The organism is Viridibacillus soli, assembly GCF_016612995.1.
Classification (GTDB): Bacteria; Bacillota; Bacilli; order Bacillales_A; family Planococcaceae; genus Viridibacillus; species Viridibacillus soli.
In genome coordinates this window covers 213,676-233,749 of sequence record NZ_JAEOAH010000001.1, presented here as the reverse complement: position 1 = coordinate 233,749, position 20,074 = coordinate 213,676, and the positions used below count along the sequence as shown (strand labels likewise).

Sequence of the window (20,074 nt, the reverse complement as noted above, 5' to 3'; positions counted from 1 at the left end):
AATAGCCGTCACCGCATTCCTCCTTTCGACATACGTTACAAGGAAGAGGGGATTGGAGGGCCGCGTGTGATGAGTCATTCACATCATCGTTCACTATTAACTAAACGTGAACGAGAAATTTTTCAATTACTTGTACAGGATTTTTCGACAAAGGAAATTGCGACAAAACTTGAGATAAGTGAAAAAACTGTCCGCAATCATATTTCCAATACGATCCAGAAACTCGGTGTGTCAGGCCGTGCACAAGCGATGATAGAGCTTCTTCGGCTAGGAGAATTGTCATTAGGATGAATGTGCCCTTGCCATTTTCGCCAAAACACTTCACAATATAAGGATAAGTAATCCTTTTGAGGAGTGAAAGTTCACATGACAAACCAAGATTCGCAATCCGGACATGACGCTGAACAAGTTGCATTTTTAGAAAAAGAGCTTCGACATATTTCGGCACTAATTAAGCAGAAGGGTCGCGAAATATTAAGTAACTATACAATTACACCTCCGCAATTCATCGCCTTACAATGGCTTCATGAGTTAGGTGACATGACAATTGGAGATCTTTCGAATAAAATGTATTTAGCATTTAGTACTACGACAGATCTTGTTGATCGAATGGAGAAAAACGAACTTGTTAAACGCATTCGTGATAATGAAGATCGTCGAGTCGTTCGAATCCATCTGTTAGAAGAAGGAGAGCGTATAATTGCAGAAGTAATTGTAAAACGACAAAAATATTTAGACGATATCGTAACAGATTTTAGCCAAACAGAAGTACTAGAATTATCAAGATTATTACACAAATTATTTAACGAAATGAATCAGGATTGAGGCGGTTAACGTGAATGCTCCCATCGGAGTGATTGATTCAGGTGTCGGTGGATTAACCGTTGTAAAAGAAATTCTGCGATTACTACCGAACGAATCCATATACTATATTGGTGATACTGCAAGATGCCCATATGGACCACGTTCACAAGAACAAGTGAGAACTTTTACATGGCAAATGGCGGACGCATTGTCGAAAATGAATATTAAAATGCTTGTCATTGCTTGCAACACTGCAACAGCCGTTGCGTTAGAAAGCTTGCAAAGGAAATGTCCGTTCCCTGTTATCGGAGTTATTAATGCTGGTGCAAGAGCAGCGATAAAAGCGACAAAAAGCCATGACATTGTTGTCCTCGGTACAGAGGGCACTGTGAAGAGTGGAGCTTATGAACAAGCGCTTTATTCACTTTCTTCATCTAGTAAGGTAACATCATTCGCTTGCCCCGCTTTTGTTCCATTAGTGGAAAGTGGCGAATATACGGGAGAATTTGCAGACCAATTAGTACAAAGAACATTACAACCATTACAACAAACAAGTTTTGATACGGTTATTTTAGGCTGTACACATTATCCGCTTATTCAAGGTAATATTGAACATATAGTAGGTGAGAACGTTCATGTCGTCTCTTCAGCAGAGGAAACAGCAAAGGACGTGCAAGATTTACTGAGTTATCATCATACTACAAGACAGGAGCAGTCCGCACCAGAGCATCGTTTCTTTGCAACGGGTTCTGTACCGATGTTCCAATCAATTGCGAGCAATTGGTTACCACTTCATGATGTGCAAGTGAGAAGAATTACTTTAAAATAAGTGATATCAATGCCAATAACCTAGTGAAAAGCCCGAAATGATGAACATTTCGGGGTTTTCCTATGAATAAAAACAAGCTAATAGGAGGTACATCATGACAAGAAATGATGGACGTAACAGAGACGAACTAAGACCAATTCGAATGGACAAGGATTATTTAATGCACCCAGAAGGTTCAGTATTAATTACTGTAGGGAATACAAAAGTTATTTGTAATGCAACAATTGAAGAAAAAGTACCACCATTTATGCGCGGTGAAGGCAAAGGCTGGGTCACAGCTGAATATTCAATGTTACCAAGAGCAACTGCATCACGTACACGTCGTGAAGCATCTGCAGGTAAAATCGGTGGCCGTACAATGGAAATCCAACGTTTAATTGGACGAGCATTACGCGCAGTAGTAGACCTTGAAAAGCTCGGTGAAAGAACGATTTGGATCGACTGTGACGTTATTCAAGCAGATGGCGGCACACGTACAGCTTCCATCACAGGTGCTTTCGTAGCAATGGCTGATGCAGTAGCAAAACTACAAGATGCTGGGAAAATCACGCACTACCCGTTAAAAGACTTCCTAGCAGCAACAAGTGTAGGAATTGCAGCTGAAGAAGGCGCGATCTTGGATTTAAACTATATTGAAGACTCTGCAGCAGATGTCGATATGAATATCGTTCAAACAGGTAAAGGCCAATTTGTTGAGTTACAAGGTACAGGAGAAGAATCTACATTTTCACGTGAACAGCTAAATGAGCTTTTAGCATTAGGTGAATTAGGTGTTCAACAACTGATTAATGCTCAAAAAGAAGTATTAGGTGAAATAGCACTTCGTATTGAACGTAATATGGAGGAACAAAAATGAAACAAGTAGTAATCGCAACGAAAAATAAAGGGAAAGCAAAGGATTTCGAAGCCATCTTCGGTCCTTTAGGCTTTGAAGTAGTGACACTTTTTGATGTAGCACCAGATTTAGATATCGAAGAAACAGGCACAACTTTCGAAGAAAACGCCATCTTAAAAGCTGAAACAGTTGCTAAATTGCTCGGTAAAATTGTCATTGCAGATGACAGCGGCCTACAAATTGACGCACTAAATGGCGAACCAGGCGTTTACTCAGCACGCTATGCAGGCGATCATGATGACGAAGCAAATATGCAAAAAGTATTAAAAAACCTAGAAGGCGTAAAAGTAGAAGAGCGTACAGCACGCTTTTACTGCGCATTAGCCATCGCAGGACCAAACCAAGTAACAACAACTGTATTTGGTACTTGTGAAGGTGTCATTTTAACTGAAAAACGCGGCACAAACGGCTTTGGCTATGACCCAATTTTCTTCGTCCCACAACTTAACAAAGCTATGGCAGAGTTAACGCCTGCTGAAAAAGGAGCCATTTCCCATCGCGGTAATGCCATTCGCTTATTAGCGGATCAGCTACCAACTTGGGTATCAGAAGTGGAGTGATGAATGATGAGAATTCTAGTAATGAGTGACACGCACGGCGACGCCACAGTGATTGAACGCGTCGTTCAACATGAACAAGATGTCGATGCGGTATTCCATTGTGGCGATAGCGAATTATCTTTTGGAGCTACTGAATTTCGTAATATGTACAAAGTTAGAGGCAATTGCGATTACGATAAGCAATTTGCAGACGACGTTATTGCCGAAATCGATGGCCAAACAATCTATATGACACATGGCCATTTATACAATGTTAAAACAACATTATTACCACTTTCATACCGTTCAGCAGAAGTATCCGCTAACATCGTGTTATTTGGTCACTCACACTTGCTAGGAGCAGAGTTAATAGATGATACACTGTTTGTTAACCCAGGCAGCCTTCGCTTGCCTAGAGGGCGCAAGGAGAAGAGCTATGCCATCATCGAATTTGACGGTGCCAAATGGCAGGTCACATTCAAAACAGATACACATGAAAACATTTCACAAACGAGTTTTTCTATATTTTAAAAATAGTGTTGACATTATTTGAAATTCATTATATACTAAGTCTTGTCTTTCCCGTTGGAACGCGGGATTGCACATTACGTCTCAGTAGCTCAGCTGGATAGAGCAACGCCCTTTAAGTAATAGGAGCCTTTATACGGAAAAAAAACGTATAAAGTGGACGGTACCGTATCGGTGAAACCTTAACAGATCATGCTGATGGCAATACCGAGGAAACGAGATGATTCGAAGGACGACTTCGTAGGTAGAATCATTGAAGCTATACATACATATGCATAGTGAGAGGTTCCGTAGAGACTAAACGTACCGCACCTGAAACGGTGAAGTTATAGTCCAGACCATCAAACTGCACAAGCAGGTAGTGAAAACTATAGTGGTAAGCTAAGGCGTTGGTCGGGGGTTCGAATCCCTCCTGGGACATACTAAAGAAGCGGTGGAAACCGCGTTATATCAAGCCTCTTAACGATTTAGAGAATCGGTCAAAGTGGCGGTCAAATATCGGAATGTGATTCCGTTAAAACCGTTGCATATCGACTTCCTAAAACGTTAGGAGGTTTTTTTGTGTCTAAAAAACGCGATGGCTTAAATGTTAGCGCAGATTTAAACGGAATATTTGATTCGCGTTATAATGCTGCCAAATCCGTAGGCTTGACCGTGGAAAAGGCGCTAGAAATCGTTATTAAACAAATGACAACGGCAGGCTTACGACCTCGCACAATCAGCGATTATGAAACGTATGTAAAGGATTTTTCGAATAAAACAGGTGTTGAGTCACTAACGGACATGTCGGTGGATTCCATTTACGAATGGCTGGCACTAATGAACGTAAAGCCACAAACAAAGCTGTTCCGTCTTAAGTGTTTACGGGCGTTCTTGGGACGTTGTTACGATAACGGTTGGATTGCGGATAAATTTTGGCGAAATATTAATATTCGAGTTGATACCCCAGTCAAAGAAGGTGCGACAAATGACGATGTGCCTACATTATTGAGGATTCTCGATCTGACTGATTTCGTACAGTTACGTGATGCCGCGGCAATTTTAATAAAGTATCAGACTGGCCTTAGATTAGCGACAGTTACAGAGTTAGAAGAACATCATATTGACTTAGACGCGAAGTTACTTCGATTAGACGGCTCGATATTAAAGAATCGTAAAATGCTAATCCTCCCGTTTGATGATCGGCTTGCAAGAATACTCGACGCTCTTATGAAACAAAATGCGATTATTAGAAGTGAAAAATGTACAAAGAATCGGCTTATCTTTATTACGCAACAAGGTACTAAAATAGCGACCTCGCAGTCCAGCAACAATATTTCAAAACGGTTGAATATGTACAAGCGACAATATGGTCTTACGAATATTAACGCCCATGCACTGCGTAGAGGATTTGCAAAGGATATTTACGAGAAGTCGGGCGGGGATATTGCGCTAGTGTCTAAAGCGTGAGGGCATAGCGATTTTGGGGTTACAACAAGATATTATCGAAAATATTAAAGAATTGGTTATTGGAAGAAATGTATGGGTTATACTTTCTGTCATAATTTCAATGTTCGGACCTTATTTTTTAGGGAAATATAAAGAGAAAACTAAAAAAGTAAATGAAATGTTACCAATTATTTTACAAGAATATGTAAGCCCTATGTATAATGATTTAGTTAATACGGATATGAATAATATTGATGAAATCCGCAAATTTATTGACAAGTATGCTGAAAAGGAATCTTTATATAAGATTTCTGAACCATCGATTATTCATGGATTTTATCATACGAGGATTTTATTAAAATAAATAAAAGATGTTCCGATAACCAATGAAATTTTAGAAGAATTTAGAACATTATTTAATAGAATAGAAGATTACTATTGGTTTTTAATTCAAGAAATTACTGGGGATGTATATGGGAAATATGAAGGTTATGAAAAAAGTATTGTTGATAAATTAGAGAGAATATTAGTTCCTAGAATTAAAGTATGGTTAGATAAGATATTTGCCATTACTTTTCTTTTGATATTAATACACATGTTATTTACTATATTTAACATATATGAAACGGTACCTACCTTACCAAATTACATATTGAAATTATTTTTTATATGGAATATTACAATAGCTATGCTGGTGTATCTCTTTAACTTAAAGTATTACTCACGTTATAAAAATAATATTAGGAATAAACGTAGTATAAGTAATTCTATAGGCATAGGTAACATACTATATGACTTTGCTAAATTACAAGATGAAATTAATGCTAATGTAAAACAGCAAATGGAAACTGAACAAAGGTTACTTAATCCTAGATTATTCATCAATTAACACAGAATCCCGCCGAAAAGCTGATTAGTCAGCTTTTCGGCGGGATTCTCTTTTTCACTTAAAAAATGAAAAAAGAATCCATTTCTGTTAAGGTTAAATCGCCTAAGAACTAGCCAAAAGAAAGGATTCTTCTAATGATTAGATTACCGCAAACGACGCTTCATTTCAATCGCCAACTGAAATTATCCAATGATGGCGGCGAATTATCTTCTGATACAGGACATTTTTTATTCCGTGAGTTTGATGAAAAAATCGGCTTCTCCCAAACGATTGCCAAACATCTTCATTTAAAAGATGAACGCTCTTTTTGTATTCATCCAAACGAACATCTACTTCGTCAAAAAAGTAAAGAATGAATGGATTTTTACAATTGGGCGCCATTATTGAACAAGAGTTGGCGCCCATATTATACATAAGGGCCATATGATTCTGTAATAAGAATCTGGTTTTTTTAGTAATAAGGCTTAATGATAAGTACCTGTGTGAGAAACTTTCACGCACAGGTACTTTTTTATTGTTCATATATTTCACTTGAGATTGCATGTTCTGTTAATGGGAATATATAAGTCAGTGAGACAATAGCGAAAATTAGGTATACTCAATAGAAATACAACCAAACACTATACATGTAAAGACAGGTGATCATGATGAATGAAGGTAAAAGAATTTTAATTATTGAAGACGATCAAGAAATCAGTAAGCTGCTAAGCGTCATGTTAACAACAGCAAGTACAGATACGGTGTTAGCTTATTCGGGAACAGAAGGTCTGCTGCAGTTGCAAACTACTAGTTTCGACTTAATTGTATTGGACTTAATGCTGCCGGGAAAAAGTGGTGAGGAATTGATAGAAGAGATTCGAGAAGAAAGTTCAATTCCGATCATTGTCATTTCAGCCAAAGTGGATATCGAGAATAAAGTGAACGTATTGAAGATGGGCGCGGATGATTATATAACCAAGCCGTTTAATCAACAAGAGGTGGTAGCGAGAGTGGAAGTTCAATTGCGAAAGTCGAGTCTTCATCCGCTGCCGACAACGAAGATGGTGTGGCGAAAGCTGACTATGAATACAGAAAAACTGTCCGTGTCTTTAAATCAACAAGAACTGCAGTTGACCAATGCAGAATTTGATATTCTGTCTTTATTTATGCGTAATCCGGAGCGAGCGTTTTCTAAAAAGGACATTTATGAAAGCATTTGGAAAGGAACGTACTTTGGAGATGACAACACTATAAGTGTTCATATTTCGAATCTCCGCAAGAAGATTGCCGAACTTACTTCTCACGAATATATCAAGACGATTTGGGGGATCGGATTCATGCTTGTGTAATTCCTTATGAATTCTTTATGGTTTGCTTACAGTATGTTAAAGAGATCTGCGCTAAAGTATAGGTATCAAGAAGTTTAGCAAAGGAGTCACTAACATGGAGACTATTATTCAAACGTATCAACTAACGAAGACGTTTAAAGACGCGACCATCATCAAACCCCTCGATTTCTCATTACGAAAAGGAGAAATTTGTGCTCTAATCGGACAGAATGGATCAGGGAAATCGACGCTATTTAAAATGCTTGCAGGCCAATTACGTCCAACTGCAGGAGACATTCACTTGTTCGAAAAAACTGGAAGAGACGTAGCACAAGCAAGGAGAAGGATGGGCTTCTTAGTAGAAACGCCTGTCTTCTTCCCGGATTTTACTGCCTCTCAAAATCTGGAGTATTTCCGAATTCAGCGCGGCGTCGTTGAAAAGAAGCGTGTAGATGAAGTCTTGGAGATTGTCAGCCTCGCAAAAGAAAAGAGAAAACGGTTTAAAGACTATTCTATGGGCATGAAACAGCGATTAGGTATAGCTCTTTGCCTTCTGAGCAGTCCCGATTGTTTAGTTCTGGATGAGCCGATCAATGGGTTGGATGCAGAAGGTATTCGGGAAATTCGTAATTTATTGGTAAAACTGAATCAAGAAAAACAGATAACGATATTTATTTCCAGTCATATTTTAACAGAGTTACAATTGTTGGCGACACGTTTTGTGTTTATTAAGAACGGTGTCATTGTCGAGGATGTAAGTAAAGATTCACTACAAGAGAAAAGCCAGAAACAACTTCAACTTACGGTCGATGATACAGCTAAAACAGCGCAATTATTGGAACAGACATATGTAGATATCCAATTCAAAGTGCTTCCTAATCAAGTGATCATCATCCACAATCATGTCGAGTGCAGCGGAGACATCAATCGTCTATTACTGGATAATGGAGTATCCGTGAGTGAGTTCCGAATAGAAGCCCGGAATTTAGAGGAATACTTCTTGGAACTGGTTGGGGGGCATGGTCATGATTAATTATCTGAAAAGTGAGCAGTACCGCTTAGTGCGTAAAAAAACGCTGCATATAACCAGTCTCGTTTGCTTATTGCTGATTGTAGCCGCAGCAACTGTGCTGTACTATAATCAAAAGGCTGATCCGAATTTCCCTTATGCCACGACTCGATTTTTCTATTCGAATGTCATCGGCAGCGGTGGGCTTATTATCATTGTAAGCTTTCTCTATAATTTCAGTCTTACCGGCAAGGATGCAGCCTTACTGAAAAATGCAGTTTCTTTTGGTATATCCAGGAATACGATCTTCTGGTCCAAACTATTCATGACTTTAAGTTATTTCTTATTAATTAGTGTCTTGGGTATAGGTTTAATGATTGGATTGGGAGAGACGCTGATGACGAGTGATAGTCAGTCGGTTAAAGACTTTTTAACAGCACTCGTCAATATTTTGCCGATTGTATTCAGTGCATTTTTCCTCATACATTCGTTGAAAATGTTGAAGGTCGGTGAAGTCTATATCTTTATTCTCATGCTGCTAATCTTTGTGTTTTCGGGTGACTTGCTGCGAATCTTATTCCGACCGTTTACAAGTTTACATGAGGTATATAAGTATGCACCAGATACCTTGTTACATGAGAACTTACTAAATTTCATGAATCATACCGTACAATTCGGTTACCAACACTGGATTACAGGTGTGCTACTTTCTTTGATAGCTTTATTGATTGGAGTCACAAAGTTTGCGAAACAACCGATTGATTGAGAAAGGATGAATGAACGTGAGCAACTGGTTGATTATCATATTACTGATTTCACTGCTACTTGTTATGGTTGGAATATCTCTAGTACTTCATTGGGATATTAAAAAGATGACGAAACAATTAGAAGAAATCATTGGGAACTTCGGGACAAATGAAGTAGTTCGCACCAATACCCATAATAAGAACCTGGCCCGATTTGCTGCGAAAATCAACCAGCTCATTCATTTGTTTAAGCAAGATCAGCAGCACAATCACACTAGAGAAATGAATCTAAAGCGAGAAATCACCAATATCTCACATGATTTGCGAACACCTTTAACGTCTATCAAAGGGTTTTCGGAATTGTTATCTAATCCATCGTTAACTGAAGCAGAAAAGGACGAGTATCTGGCTGTTGTTCAAAAGAAAATCGATAATCTGACCAATGTTGTGGATTTGTTCTATGAACTCTCGCAACTGGATTCCTTGGACAAAAAAATGGTCATGGAGAAGAATTTTCTGGATCAAATAGTGGTAGAAGCGATGCTGACGTTTTATGGTGAGTTTGAGAAGAAGCGATTGCAAGTGCAGATAGATGAACATGCAGTTTCACCTATTCTGGCAGATAAGAAAGCTACAGATCGGATTGTAGCCAATATCATTCAAAATGCGCTAGCCTACAGCAAAAGTACTGTAACGATTGATTTGATAGAAGACAATGAGTATATCCGATTACGGGTTACAAATGACGTGGAGACGTTTAATGTTGCAGAACTTCAACGAATTTTTGATAGGACATTCAGGATGGACTCTAGTCGCACCGGCGAGCAACTTGGCTTAGGCTTGCATATTGTTCAGCAGCTTATCGAGAAACAAGGAGGAAACGCCGTCGCTGATGTTACTGGAGACGAATTTATACTAGAAGTTTCGTTTAAGAAGTGGGAGTAGGTTCGGTTATTCAAGTTGGATTAGAGCGCGATATAGATTTCGCACTAACGGGCATATTTAAAATAATTTAAGACGATGCTAGAACGTAATGGGCAGATGTAAAATGATGGCTAATAACAAATTTTATTTTATATTTGCGGCAATATTTCTTTCGGTATTATTAGTCGGTTGCAATCGTAGTACAGCTATAGACAAAGCTGAACAATATATTTCAACCGTCGAACAAATCGATATCCCAAATGACGTAAGAGTAATTGGCTTAGGAGAAGCGACACATGGGAACGTTGAACTTCAAGAGTTGAAAAAAGATGTATTCGAAGCTTTAATTAGAAACGAAAGTGTTCAAGTATTTGTGTTAGAGGGTGATTTTGGAGGTGGGCAGCAGATTAATCACTTCATTTTAGAAGGGAAGGGAACCGCTGAAGAAGCCGTGAACGCTCTTGATTATCACATTTATAAAACGGAGCAAATGATCGAATTTGTCCAATGGATGCATGATTATAATGCAACGGTGAGCGAAGATGGGAAGATATACTTTTATGGTAATGATATGCAACGCTATGATTACAATAAAAAAGGTCTGCTTGACTATTATAAAGTTGTAAATATTGATGCAGCAAACAAATATACAGATCAATTAGAAAACGTTTCAAACAATACAATGAGGGAGTTATCGCCAAAAACAGAACAAACCAACTAAAGTGATGGTATAATTTTGAAAAGATTAAGAGGTGAGCTATTATGTCGGAAGTGAAATTTGTTGAACTTCAAAAAGAACTTTTTTATTTATTTGAAAAAAGAAATTTTGAGGATGCCTATTCGCTTATTAATAAAGCACAAATAGAATTTCCTGAAAGATTAGAAAAAACAATTTATTGGAAAGCCTGTGTTTATTCTATTCAAGAGCAACAAGAGAATGCTGTTGCGGTCCTTGACGAAGGCTTAAAACAAGGGGTGTGGTGGAACCCGCATACATTAACTCGTGATCCAGATTTAAATAGATTACAAAATCTCGAAGAATTTAAGTACATAGTAAAGAAATGTGAGGACATCTAAGAAAGTAATAGACATAGTTCTGAATCGCAACTATTTACTTATGGTAATCAAAAATCAGATATAGGAATATTTTCTTTACATTGGAGAGGTTCGAGTGTAAAGGATTTTGCTCCTTATTGGTTTGACGATAATAGGTTAAATGATTATCTCTTTGGATTTCTTCAATCGTCTCAAGCCTATGGATACAATGCTTATTGTTGGGATAATCAAGATGTTGCACTTGAAGAAATTGCAAAATCATTTAAGGATTTTAAAGAAAATCACAACACAAAACAAGATATTCTTGCAGGTGCTTCTCAAGGAGGTAAATTAGCAATCGAGCTAAGTCTGAATAATAATCGTTTGGGCACTAAAGGATTTATTGCTGTAATACCAGCAATTCAAGATGTGTCATCAATAGAATGTCTATTAAAAGAAAATAGGGTAACAAATTTAAAGGGTTGCATAATCACGGGAGATAAAGACCCTTTTTATAATAAAACCCTTGAACTAATGCCGATTTTGGAGGCATACGACATACAGTGCAAATTAATTGTTAAAGAAGGATTAGGGCATTTCTTCCCTAGTGATCTTACTGCTTTATTAAAAGAAGCTGTTGAATATATATCGCAACCCGTATCACGCTAATAACTTGTTTTTTTATTGTGAATATTACTGGGATATGAATAGTGGTTTTTTGAAACAATCTGTTTTATAGCTTGATAATTGGGCTTTTGGATTAGAGAACATAAATGCAAATGAACGTAGCAGGCGGTATGCAAAGGATTTACTGGACAAGGAGAACTAAGTTTAGCTTTTATCACGAAAGCTCTAGTACACTACGATATAACGCTTATAACGCAGTGCCTAGACTAAGGTTTAGTGGAAGTTGTGGATAGTTTGAAGTAGATGCATTTCAATACGAATTTGCAACTACTTACTAAAATTATTACGTTTGATGTTGGCATCACATATTTTATGTGATGCATTTTTTAGTTTATTTAAAAATATAGAAAACACCTACAAATGATTTTAGGAGTAGTCGATACACTAATTTCAAATTTGTAGGTGTTTTACTTTGTCTTGCACCATCATCTAGAATTGACAAGTAATTGAGTATAAATTTATTATACTTAAATAATATTTTCATCCTTTATAAATTAAAAAAGCAACTGAGAAATTAATCCTAACCTATAATAATAGGTAAATGTAATGAATATTCAAAAATATATATATTGTGAATATTCATTTTTTAAGTATAATGTTCCTAGGTTGTGGGGGATACTTTACATATCAAAATGTTTTATGTTATTATCAAATGTCTGTAAAAAATATAGATGCTAATTATTTCTGATTTATATTATTTTTGAGTAAGGTCTTACCTTGCACTGGAAAATGTTTAACAAAAGTAGGAGGAAAATATGAACTTTGTTTTTTTAATCACGGGTTTACTGTTCGTATTTCTAATGGGTTACATATTTAGTTATGATCGCAAAGGAATACAGATACGTCCGATTATTATGATGCTGCTAGCACAATTAGTGCTTAGTTTTTTTATTCTTAACACTACTATAGGCTTGAGCATTATTGGAGGTGTTTCAAAGTTATTTGAAACATTAATGGGCTATGGTGTTGAAGGTGTTAACTTTGTATTTGGTGGAATGGAAAATGAGCCGGGAAGTGTGTTTTTCTTAAATGTTCTTTTACCAATTGTGTTCATCTCTATACTAATTGGTATTTTAAACTACATTAAGGTACTACCGTTCATTATCAAATATATAGGTCTAGGTATGAGTAAACTGAATGGTATGGGTAAGTTAGAAAACTACATAGCTGTATCATCTGCCTTATTTGGACAATCAGAAGTATTTTTAACTACGAAAGAGCAACTTGGTAAAATCTCTAAGCAACGATTGTATACATTATGTACTTCTGCTATGAGTGCTGTAAGCGTTTCCGTTATCGGTGCATACATGACCATGTTAGATCCTAAGTATGTTGTAGTAGGAATCATAGTCAATATTTTCTCAGCATTGATTGTTGCGAATTTACTTAATCCGTATAAGTTAAAATCAGAGGAAGATTATACGGTAGTAAGTGAAAATGCTGAACACAAAGAAAAAGAATCTTTCTTCCAAATGATTAGCGAAAGTGTTATGGATGGATTTAAAGTAGCGATTATTGTAGGTGCTATGCTAATTGGATTTATTGCTTTAATGACGATGATAAATAATCTGTTTGACCTAGTGTTCCACATTTCATTCCAAGACATCCTTGGTTATGTGTTTGCTCCAATTGCTTTCATCATAGGTATTCCTTGGTCTGAAGCTGTTGCAGCTGGTGGTATTATGGCGACTAAACTTGTCACGAATGAGTTCGTAGCGATTCTTAGTTTTAAAGATATGGCTGGAAACTTGTCGGATAAGACAATTGCGATTGTATCTGTATTTTTAGTGAGCTTTGCAAACTTTAGTTCAATCGGGATTATTACAGGTGCTGTTAAAGCTTTACATGATAAAAAAGGATCAGAAGTTGCATCATTCGGTCTAAAATTACTCTTTGGATCGACGCTTGCATCGATTCTATCCGCAACTTTAGTTGGTTTATTTATATAATTAACTGTGTTAATTGATGTTGCTGATTTTCATCTGTTACTAACGGGTGCGTCCGTATTGTAAACTTCAGCCAGAACTTTCTGGTTGAAGTTTTTTATTTTGGATTTAATTTATCAGTAGCTATGGGAGAACGTAAATGAACGCAGTGTTTAAGAATTTTTTATGTCATTTTGTCATTTTTGGAGCTATAGGTATTGTTAAAACAATCCGCATGTCTGAAAATACCTTGGCAGAGATAGCTTCATCAAGTTCTTCCGTCTTTTTTGAGACATGGTTGGAATGGTCAATAGTCGCATGAATATTTTCATGGCCAAATCTAGGAAATATTGATGGAATGTGAATCCGCGTTTTTTCGTATGTATATCTTTCCTTAAAAGTTATAAAGAAAGAGTAGCAAATAGCTACCCCTGTTGTATTGTTTAACGCTAGAAACTAGATTAAATCACGTGTTAGTCGAATTGCTTTTCCAATAATTTTCGCTGGATTATCCTCGGTTATGATGGTCGGTTCATACTGTGGATTATCTGGCATTAACATTATTATATTGCCCTGTTTTTTTACTCTTTTCAAGGTTGCTTCTGTGTCACCATTTAAAAGCACTGCAGAAATTTCTCCGTACTCAATAAAATTTTGTTCTCGGATCAACACTTTAGAGCCGTTTGGTATAGTAGGTTCCATCGAATTTCCTTTTGCGATTAAACCAAATAAATTGCCGCTTGGTAAACTATCGGCAATTTCGTACATAAAACCTTCTATATTTTCTTCTGCTAATATTGGATCCCCACAAGCGATAGTTCCTAGTATAGGTATTCGAACAGTTTGTGGAGATGTTTCAATTAAGTTAGTTGGATTTTCTTGCAGTATATAACTTTTAGGTAAATTAAAGTGGTCGGCTATTTTTTGTATAGCACCCATTCTTGGTGTGGATTTACCTAAAATCCATTTACCTGCAGCGGACTCACTTACACCAGCAATTCTTGCTAATTCGTTTTGATTCAAATTATATTCTGTTAATATTCTTTTTAAATTTGCTGAAATTATTGACTCCATTTGATTTTCTGCCACGTAATCACCTCTTTTTGTAATTAAATTATAGCATTTAATTATAGTTGTGTGCAATTTTTCTATACATATATAGAATTAAATTATATAAAGACTTGCAAGTAGAATTAAATTCTAGTAATATTGATTTCAAGAAGGGGGGAAAGCATATGGATGGCATCCAAATTTCACTGAAGGCAGCGAGAGTCAATGCTGAACTAACATTAGTAGACGCTGCAAAACGTATTGGTATATCACCAACCACATTGATTAAATGGGAAAAGCATCCGGGTAATTTAACACCCAATCAACAGAAAATTATCGAAAAAGTGTATAAATTCCCTACTGATTATATTTTTTTCGGGGGATAAAATAGAATTAAAATCTAATTTCATAAAACTTGACCCTCTAATTTCATTCTTGAAGAAGGCACTCATTGGTAATGTTGGGCTTGAAGAATTGAAGCAAGAATAATTATAAGGAATATATTGGTTAATGGTCAAACTTGAAAGGGAAATTAGTAGAAATCGGTGATCAATCAAAGAGAACATACTCATCCGTCCACAGTTTCATAGCCAGCTAGAATTGGGTTTTTCACAATGCTGAAATGTCGGAATTTTAAGGGAATAACCTCTATATGATTTTCAAGAGAGGGGTATGATTTTTGAAAATCAAAGTGAATAGAAAGATTAAATTACGTGGAAAAATCAATGATTTCTTCTTTAACGAAGAGGAGCTGTGCAGTGTAATTTTAGCATGTAGAAAGTTTTTACACCAAAAATTAGTTGAGGAGAGGAAGCTAAATGAAATCAACAGGTATTGTCCGTAAAATTGACCGATTAGGAAGAATTGTAATTCCTATAGAGTTACGTAATGTATTAGGAATCGAGGATAAGGATTCCTTGGAAATTTTTGTAGAAGGTAATCAAATTATCTTTCAAAAGTTCAAGTCTTATGATGAAAAGGTGATAGCGACACGTTTTAGATTGAAGGAGTTAATCCAGTATGAGACAGATCCTGGTAAATTAAAAACACTTACGGATGCCATAGAGCTACTAAAGTAAAATGACCAATAAAAAAGCTGATTACCTAGGCACTGTTAATCGGCAACAAAATAAGAAGGTATTTATCAACTAAAGTTAAATGCCATTCCAAAAACACTTCTTAAATGCTAACTGATTTTGATATTTTTAACAGCAATGATTTTCCGATTTACAAAAAAACAAACGTTTGGATTAAGTTCAATTGGTCCATAGGTTTGTTTTTTACTATACATAAGTTTTAACACAAATTTTTTATTAATAGTTTCACCTAAACATTCATGCACCTATTCACGAAATCTTGTCACGTTTCATAATAAGGGCAATGTTTACTAACTTTACGGATGAAACGTATGATATTTTTACGGTTTGAAAAATACCTTCTCCATATTCAAAGGATCAAAAAATATACGATATCCATTATAAATAGTGGACAAGCCATAACGTTGTTGGTATTTTTCTATAGCGTTATGCAAATATTGTGGGGTTATTTCTAAATGCAAACAAATGTCTTCCACTGTTGTATGATCTGTAACGTAACATTCAATTAATTTGTCTAAGGAAACAATCTTTTCATAACCCCATCTTCTAGCTACAAGCTCCAATTTCTGATTTTTAACATCTTCTAATTTTGTAATGTCCCCGTAGGTCGTTTCATAATGCCCGATTTCTTCGGCTAACACACAATGTTTTTCGTAAAGGCTTAAACGTTTATTTATTAATATTTGATTATCTATATAAAGTCCAGATAAACCTTTGGGCATTAATATAGATTCTGTGATGATTAAATGTTTATATTGCGCTATTAAAGCTTCGTATGACATATATTCACCTCATTATTTGCGTTGTGATTTAATAAAGTCGATGTAGTTTTTAATATCCTCCATTTCTTCTTCTGTCACGTCATCATCAATATGTGCTGCAATCGTTTCAATCGTTTTTTCTTTTAATGATAGTACTTTATTCGTTGCGAATGATGGGTCTATTTTGGATTTTTCAACGTTTAAAGCATTAGCGATTTTTTCGACATTTACAGGATTGATAAGCGTTTTGCAATTCAAATAATCGGAAAGAGTGCTTTTGGAGATGCCTGAAAGCTCACTCAGTTTGATTTGATTTAAGCTGTTCATTTTTATAAGTTCTTTTATATTTTTGGCAATCTCCTTTTTGAGCGGTAAATCTCTGTCTAGCATTTTGCTTCCTCCTATAATCCAAGTTATATAAATTCATCATAAAGTATAACCTCATAATAAACAAGAAAAAATCCGTAAAATTTCGGAATTAATATAAAACATCCGGATAAAACCGTTTTACAATCCGGTATTTTTCGGATAATATACAGGTAAGCACAAAAAGTAGCTGAGGATATGATGGCGGCATTATGTGCTAGAAGAGTGAATGTAGGGTATACACTTATTGAAGGTGCAGAAGCATTGGGCATTAACAAAGACACTCTTTCGGAATAAAAAAACACTACACATATATCTAGAAGTTTATTGTCAAGTATCTAAAAATGATATCGAGTCAATTCAGATTCTATTTTATTTGATATATAATCCGAATTTTATCGGATTTTAAAAGAGGATTAGATTGCCGAGCATCTTTCTGGCAGATCAAGTTTTAAGTTAAAGCGATTAAAATGGATCAGTTTCTAAAGTATAATTCCAGCGCATTTTTTCATCAGTGTATGGAAAACTACAAGTGGATATATGAATCCGTAAATTTAGGGAGGCATTGGCATGAAACAATTTGAGCATTTAATAAATTCAAAGTTTGTAGCTGTCTTAGGAAATTTGGATAAGCAATTAAATTCGCAAAATGTTGCAATACAGGAGAGTGAGGAAGCGGCTGAAACCATTATTTATAAGGGCAAGAAGCTGCGGAAAGTTTTTCGTAAATCCAACCCTGGCGACTATATTCGCTTTCATCATCTACCTCATTCGAACAGTCTCGAAATGAAAACTGTGAACGGGAAAATTTATAAAGTATATAAATCTGGTGGATACATGGATGGTGGCTTGTATTTCGACGAAGAAGGTAATGAAGTGGATGTGCTTGGTTGGATAGAAGATCCGGCTCCAGATGTATTTGAAATATGTGGTGTATGTGAAGCATCAGTCAATGTTCCTCTCATCAATCAACTCAACGAACAATTAACTATCAACAACCTGCACTCGATTATAGAAATGACCCAAGAACTGAATGCATATAAGAAGACCTACCAACAACAAGCTATTGGTTATTATTTTGCAGTAGATAGTACAAGTATACAGCTAACAGATAATACATTCTTGTCACTTTTTAATGATTATACAAGTGAAAATTTCGATGAAAGATATACAAAACTATCAGCTATAAATAATGGGGTGGAGGTGTTTTGTTTACAAGATAAGACTGAAAGGATTTTTGAGGGAAATAACAAAAGTTAATAATTCCATATAGCGAAAGAGGCCCCTATGCATGTTGCTACATGTATAGAGGGACCGCTTAAAAAAATGAACAGATCATTCTTCATCAGGAGGTTATCAAGACAAATCTATTCATTAATTAATGTATTAATGAATCATCGCTCCAAGTATTGCCTTCATTAGCACAAGAAGTGGCTTAAACGAACCATTTGCAAAAAATCTACTATTGGTTGCTAATTTCTAAACATATGAGAGACGGACAAAAATGGATTTATAAAATATATAAAGAATGGTTGAAGCAAATACAAGAGACAACAGAATTGGGTGTTGTGGAAACTACTGATTATTTAATTAGTTATGTAGATTTGCAGAGAAGTAGGTGAATACATTTTATATTTCGAATGGTCAGTACAAGATAGATTGTTATGTAAAAGGAGCAAAAAACCGCTAACACTATAAAATCTAATTGATCACTACTAGCAGAATGAAGATAATAATTAGGTATTAATAACTAATTTTGTAAAATATTAAATAATTATTTGATTTAGAACTAATGTTCGTATATTGTTGGGTTGTAAGTACTTACAAAATTCAAACAAAGGGGATGTTAGTATGGTGAAAATCTTTATTGATCCAGGACATGGTGGGAGCGATTCAGGAGCAACAGCAAATGGGATTCAGGAGAAAGATATTACGCTAAAAATTGGGATGAAAATTAGAAACATTCTGACAGCAGAATATAGTAATGTATCTATCTTAATGTCTCGTACAGGAGACACTTTCCCAAGTCTGTCGGATCGAACGAACGCAGCAAATGGATGGAGTGCGGACTATTTCCTATCGGTCCATATTAATTCTGGCGGAGGAACTGGGTTTGAAAGTTATGTATATCCAGGGGTTGGCGCACCCTCTACAACGTATCAAAATTACATTCACTCAGAAGTTCAAAAGTTGAACCAATTAACGGATCGTGGGAAAAAACAATCCGATTTCCATGTATTACGCGAATCAAATATGCCTGCGATTTTAACTGAAAATGGCTTTATCGATACTGCAAATGATGCTGCTAAAATGAAAAGTGATGCTTGGATTACGAATATAGCACGTGGGCATGTAAATGGTTTGGTTAAGTGCTTTAATCTCCCAAATAAAGATTCAGCTACTTTTCATACAGTGGTTTCAGGAGATACCGTTTATTCGTTGGGTATAAAATATGGTAGTACAGCTGATCAGATCAAAGAATGGAATAGTCTTGACAGTAATTATACGATAAACGTTGGACAAGTATTAAGAGTGAAATAGCAAAAAAATATCATAAAAGCATATCGAACAGGGTGTGTTTTTTACTATATGGAAAAGTTGGCGCAGGCTTGTAACATATGAGGAATTGTTAAAAAAGGAGAAAGGCTATTAGTATTTTTACTTATTAAATTAATAGTTAGGAAATTTTTCCTAACTATTAATTTTAGTTCGGACAGTATCAAATGGTTTCAATATATCTTCCAATGAAATTGGCCAGTACTGGATTTAATTCTAACTCTCTTGCCCAAACAGAAAGTTGGCCAACATGATGAATTTCGTGAGCAATTATATGGTGCAAAATCTAATTCAGTGTATATGTATCTTTATCCCATGGTACAGTTACAAGTTCATCTTTTAACTTTTCTAAATTTGTTTGTAAAAGCCGACTATTTCATCATGAAATGTATCTGGGAGAGATTTAACTGCATCAAGGGTATTGTAATTATTAAAATGAATAACGATATCTTCTTTACCTTGAATAGCATTAAGCCAGCTATATTCAACGTCAATGACATGAAATAGAGTATATAAAATACTGCCTGTTCCCCCGATGCGCTCTTTTAATAAATCTTTGCTTGTTAATTGATTACACCATTCAAACCATTCGTCTCTTACCTGCCAGTTATACTCAAAAAAAATTTATCATTAAGAATACTCCCAAATTTATGTTTGTGTAATAAAAATTAACTTTTTCATCCTTAATACCTTCTTTTT

General features: G+C 35.7%; 24 protein-coding genes and 2 pseudogenes. 22 read left to right on the top strand and 4 right to left on the bottom strand.

Annotated elements, in window-relative coordinates:
* Positions 1-69 precede the first annotated feature (69 nt).
* From JFL43_RS01155 to JFL43_RS01075, 18 genes and pseudogenes are all read left to right on the top strand, one after another.
* Positions 70-291, top strand: a complete 222-nt coding sequence (locus JFL43_RS01155; protein ID WP_100794441.1) for a helix-turn-helix domain-containing protein — start codon at positions 70-72, stop codon at positions 289-291.
* Between the two features lie 75 nt (positions 292-366).
* Positions 367-825 carry a MarR family winged helix-turn-helix transcriptional regulator gene (locus JFL43_RS01150; RefSeq protein WP_100794440.1) on the top strand — a complete coding sequence of 153 codons (459 nt, stop codon included), beginning with the start codon at positions 367-369 and terminating at the stop codon, positions 823-825.
* A 10-nt stretch (positions 826-835) separates the two neighbouring features.
* On the top strand, positions 836-1,633 hold the full coding sequence (gene racE, locus JFL43_RS01145) for a glutamate racemase (protein WP_200747575.1): 798 nt from the start codon (positions 836-838) through the stop codon (positions 1,631-1,633).
* Positions 1,634-1,727: 94 nt separating this feature from the next.
* Positions 1,728-2,489: a ribonuclease PH gene (rph, locus tag JFL43_RS01140; protein WP_200747574.1), complete on the top strand. Its 762-nt coding sequence runs from the start codon at positions 1,728-1,730 to the stop codon at positions 2,487-2,489.
* A complete protein-coding gene (locus tag JFL43_RS01135) occupies positions 2,486-3,088 on the top strand; it encodes an XTP/dITP diphosphatase (protein WP_200747573.1) in 603 nt (200 codons plus the stop codon). The genes rph and JFL43_RS01135 overlap by 4 nt, the downstream gene beginning before the upstream one ends.
* A gap of 3 nt (positions 3,089-3,091) precedes the next feature.
* Positions 3,092-3,598 (top strand): metallophosphoesterase, encoded by a 507-nt coding sequence (locus JFL43_RS01130; protein WP_325166612.1) that lies wholly within the window; start codon positions 3,092-3,094, stop codon positions 3,596-3,598.
* A gap of 558 nt (positions 3,599-4,156) precedes the next feature.
* Positions 4,157-5,044: a tyrosine-type recombinase/integrase gene (locus JFL43_RS01125; protein WP_200747572.1), complete on the top strand. Its 888-nt coding sequence runs from the start codon at positions 4,157-4,159 to the stop codon at positions 5,042-5,044.
* Positions 5,045-5,057: 13 nt separating this feature from the next.
* Positions 5,058-5,387 (top strand): hypothetical protein, encoded by a 330-nt coding sequence (locus JFL43_RS01120; RefSeq protein ID WP_200747571.1) that lies wholly within the window; start codon positions 5,058-5,060, stop codon positions 5,385-5,387.
* A gap of 659 nt (positions 5,388-6,046) precedes the next feature.
* A pseudogene (locus tag JFL43_RS01115) lies at positions 6,047-6,256 on the top strand (transposase); the annotation flags it as partial.
* A 303-nt stretch (positions 6,257-6,559) separates the two neighbouring features.
* Positions 6,560-7,240, top strand: a complete 681-nt coding sequence (locus tag JFL43_RS01110) for a response regulator transcription factor (RefSeq protein ID WP_200747680.1) — start codon at positions 6,560-6,562, stop codon at positions 7,238-7,240.
* A 94-nt stretch (positions 7,241-7,334) separates the two neighbouring features.
* Entirely contained in the window at positions 7,335-8,252 is a 918-nt protein-coding gene (locus JFL43_RS01105) for an ATP-binding cassette domain-containing protein (protein WP_200747570.1), read from the top strand.
* Entirely contained in the window at positions 8,245-8,994 is a 750-nt protein-coding gene (locus JFL43_RS01100; protein ID WP_200747569.1) for an ABC transporter permease, read from the top strand. Before JFL43_RS01105 ends, JFL43_RS01100 begins: the two co-directional genes overlap by 8 nt.
* A gap of 106 nt (positions 8,995-9,100) precedes the next feature.
* Complete coding sequence (locus JFL43_RS01095; protein WP_234447530.1) at positions 9,101-9,919, top strand: sensor histidine kinase; 819 nt, start codon at positions 9,101-9,103, stop codon at positions 9,917-9,919.
* Positions 9,920-10,022: 103 nt separating this feature from the next.
* Positions 10,023-10,619 (top strand): erythromycin esterase family protein, encoded by a 597-nt coding sequence (locus tag JFL43_RS01090; protein WP_234447529.1) that lies wholly within the window; start codon positions 10,023-10,025, stop codon positions 10,617-10,619.
* A 41-nt stretch (positions 10,620-10,660) separates the two neighbouring features.
* On the top strand, positions 10,661-10,975 hold the full coding sequence (locus JFL43_RS22245) for a hypothetical protein (protein WP_234447528.1): 315 nt from the start codon (positions 10,661-10,663) through the stop codon (positions 10,973-10,975).
* Between the two features lie 342 nt (positions 10,976-11,317).
* Positions 11,318-11,602, top strand: coding sequence for a hypothetical protein (locus tag JFL43_RS22240; protein ID WP_234447527.1), 285 nt, complete (start codon positions 11,318-11,320; stop codon positions 11,600-11,602).
* Between the two features lie 773 nt (positions 11,603-12,375).
* Positions 12,376-13,569: a NupC/NupG family nucleoside CNT transporter gene (locus JFL43_RS01080; protein ID WP_100794435.1), complete on the top strand. Its 1,194-nt coding sequence runs from the start codon at positions 12,376-12,378 to the stop codon at positions 13,567-13,569.
* 136 nt (positions 13,570-13,705) lie between these two features.
* Positions 13,706-13,867, top strand: a complete 162-nt coding sequence (locus tag JFL43_RS01075; RefSeq protein WP_200747567.1) for a hypothetical protein — start codon at positions 13,706-13,708, stop codon at positions 13,865-13,867.
* Between the two features lie 134 nt (positions 13,868-14,001).
* On the opposite strand, the gene JFL43_RS01070 is transcribed toward JFL43_RS01075, so the two are convergent.
* Complete coding sequence (locus JFL43_RS01070; RefSeq protein ID WP_325166611.1) at positions 14,002-14,634, bottom strand: LexA family protein; 633 nt, start codon at positions 14,632-14,634, stop codon at positions 14,002-14,004.
* A 146-nt stretch (positions 14,635-14,780) separates the two neighbouring features.
* On the opposite strand from JFL43_RS01070, the gene JFL43_RS01065 reads away from it, so the two are divergent.
* Both JFL43_RS01065 and JFL43_RS23145 read left to right on the top strand, forming a co-directional pair.
* Positions 14,781-14,981 carry a helix-turn-helix transcriptional regulator gene (locus JFL43_RS01065; RefSeq protein ID WP_100794434.1) on the top strand — a complete coding sequence of 67 codons (201 nt, stop codon included), beginning with the start codon at positions 14,781-14,783 and terminating at the stop codon, positions 14,979-14,981.
* Between the two features lie 432 nt (positions 14,982-15,413).
* Complete coding sequence (locus JFL43_RS23145; protein WP_200747566.1) at positions 15,414-15,674, top strand: AbrB/MazE/SpoVT family DNA-binding domain-containing protein; 261 nt, start codon at positions 15,414-15,416, stop codon at positions 15,672-15,674.
* Positions 15,675-16,012: 338 nt separating this feature from the next.
* Here the strand turns inward: JFL43_RS23145 and JFL43_RS01055 are convergent, their stop codons facing one another.
* Both JFL43_RS01055 and JFL43_RS01050 read right to left on the bottom strand, forming a co-directional pair.
* Complete coding sequence (locus tag JFL43_RS01055) at positions 16,013-16,474, bottom strand: ImmA/IrrE family metallo-endopeptidase (RefSeq protein ID WP_100794432.1); 462 nt, start codon at positions 16,472-16,474, stop codon at positions 16,013-16,015.
* Between the two features lie 12 nt (positions 16,475-16,486).
* On the bottom strand, positions 16,487-16,843 hold the full coding sequence (locus tag JFL43_RS01050) for a helix-turn-helix domain-containing protein (protein ID WP_100794431.1): 357 nt from the start codon (positions 16,841-16,843) through the stop codon (positions 16,487-16,489).
* A gap of 546 nt (positions 16,844-17,389) precedes the next feature.
* On the opposite strand from JFL43_RS01050, the gene JFL43_RS01045 reads away from it, so the two are divergent.
* Entirely contained in the window at positions 17,390-18,079 is a 690-nt protein-coding gene (locus JFL43_RS01045; RefSeq protein ID WP_200747565.1) for a hypothetical protein, read from the top strand.
* A gap of 591 nt (positions 18,080-18,670) precedes the next feature.
* Positions 18,671-19,360, top strand: coding sequence for an N-acetylmuramoyl-L-alanine amidase (locus JFL43_RS01040; protein WP_200747564.1), 690 nt, complete (start codon positions 18,671-18,673; stop codon positions 19,358-19,360).
* 178 nt (positions 19,361-19,538) lie between these two features.
* Here the strand turns inward: JFL43_RS01040 and JFL43_RS01035 are convergent.
* Positions 19,539-19,999, bottom strand: a pseudogene (locus JFL43_RS01035) (DinB family protein).
* Between the last annotated feature and the right edge of the window lie 75 nt (positions 20,000-20,074).

Bases quoted from the DNA above. Each gene is read 5' to 3' on its own strand.
- JFL43_RS01100 (WP_200747569.1), top strand. From the start codon at position 8,245: ATGATTAATTATCTGAAAAGTGAGCAGTACCGCTTAGTGCGTAAAAAA.
- rph (WP_200747574.1), top strand. From the start codon at position 1,728: ATGACAAGAAATGATGGACGTAACAGAGACGAACTAAGACCAATTCGA.
- JFL43_RS01105 (WP_200747570.1), top strand. From the start codon at position 7,335: ATGGAGACTATTATTCAAACGTATCAACTAACGAAGACGTTTAAAGAC.
- JFL43_RS23145 (WP_200747566.1), top strand. From the start codon at position 15,414: ATGAAATCAACAGGTATTGTCCGTAAAATTGACCGATTAGGAAGAATT.
- JFL43_RS01055 (WP_100794432.1), bottom strand. From the start codon at position 16,474: ATGTCATACGAAGCTTTAATAGCGCAATATAAACATTTAATCATCACA.
- JFL43_RS22245 (WP_234447528.1), top strand. From the start codon at position 10,661: ATGTCGGAAGTGAAATTTGTTGAACTTCAAAAAGAACTTTTTTATTTA.
- JFL43_RS01110 (WP_200747680.1), top strand. From the start codon at position 6,560: ATGAATGAAGGTAAAAGAATTTTAATTATTGAAGACGATCAAGAAATC.
- JFL43_RS01040 (WP_200747564.1), top strand. From the start codon at position 18,671: ATGGTGAAAATCTTTATTGATCCAGGACATGGTGGGAGCGATTCAGGA.
- JFL43_RS01075 (WP_200747567.1), top strand. From the start codon at position 13,706: ATGAACGCAGTGTTTAAGAATTTTTTATGTCATTTTGTCATTTTTGGA.
- JFL43_RS01080 (WP_100794435.1), top strand. From the start codon at position 12,376: ATGAACTTTGTTTTTTTAATCACGGGTTTACTGTTCGTATTTCTAATG.
- JFL43_RS01065 (WP_100794434.1), top strand. From the start codon at position 14,781: ATGGATGGCATCCAAATTTCACTGAAGGCAGCGAGAGTCAATGCTGAA.
- JFL43_RS01095 (WP_234447530.1), top strand. From the start codon at position 9,101: ATGACGAAACAATTAGAAGAAATCATTGGGAACTTCGGGACAAATGAA.
- JFL43_RS01045 (WP_200747565.1), top strand. From the start codon at position 17,390: ATGAAACAATTTGAGCATTTAATAAATTCAAAGTTTGTAGCTGTCTTA.
- JFL43_RS01150 (WP_100794440.1), top strand. From the start codon at position 367: ATGACAAACCAAGATTCGCAATCCGGACATGACGCTGAACAAGTTGCA.
- JFL43_RS01130 (WP_325166612.1), top strand. From the start codon at position 3,092: ATGATGAGAATTCTAGTAATGAGTGACACGCACGGCGACGCCACAGTG.
- JFL43_RS01155 (WP_100794441.1), top strand. From the start codon at position 70: ATGAGTCATTCACATCATCGTTCACTATTAACTAAACGTGAACGAGAA.
- JFL43_RS01090 (WP_234447529.1), top strand. From the start codon at position 10,023: ATGATGGCTAATAACAAATTTTATTTTATATTTGCGGCAATATTTCTT.
- JFL43_RS01050 (WP_100794431.1), bottom strand. From the start codon at position 16,843: ATGCTAGACAGAGATTTACCGCTCAAAAAGGAGATTGCCAAAAATATA.
- JFL43_RS01135 (WP_200747573.1), top strand. From the start codon at position 2,486: ATGAAACAAGTAGTAATCGCAACGAAAAATAAAGGGAAAGCAAAGGAT.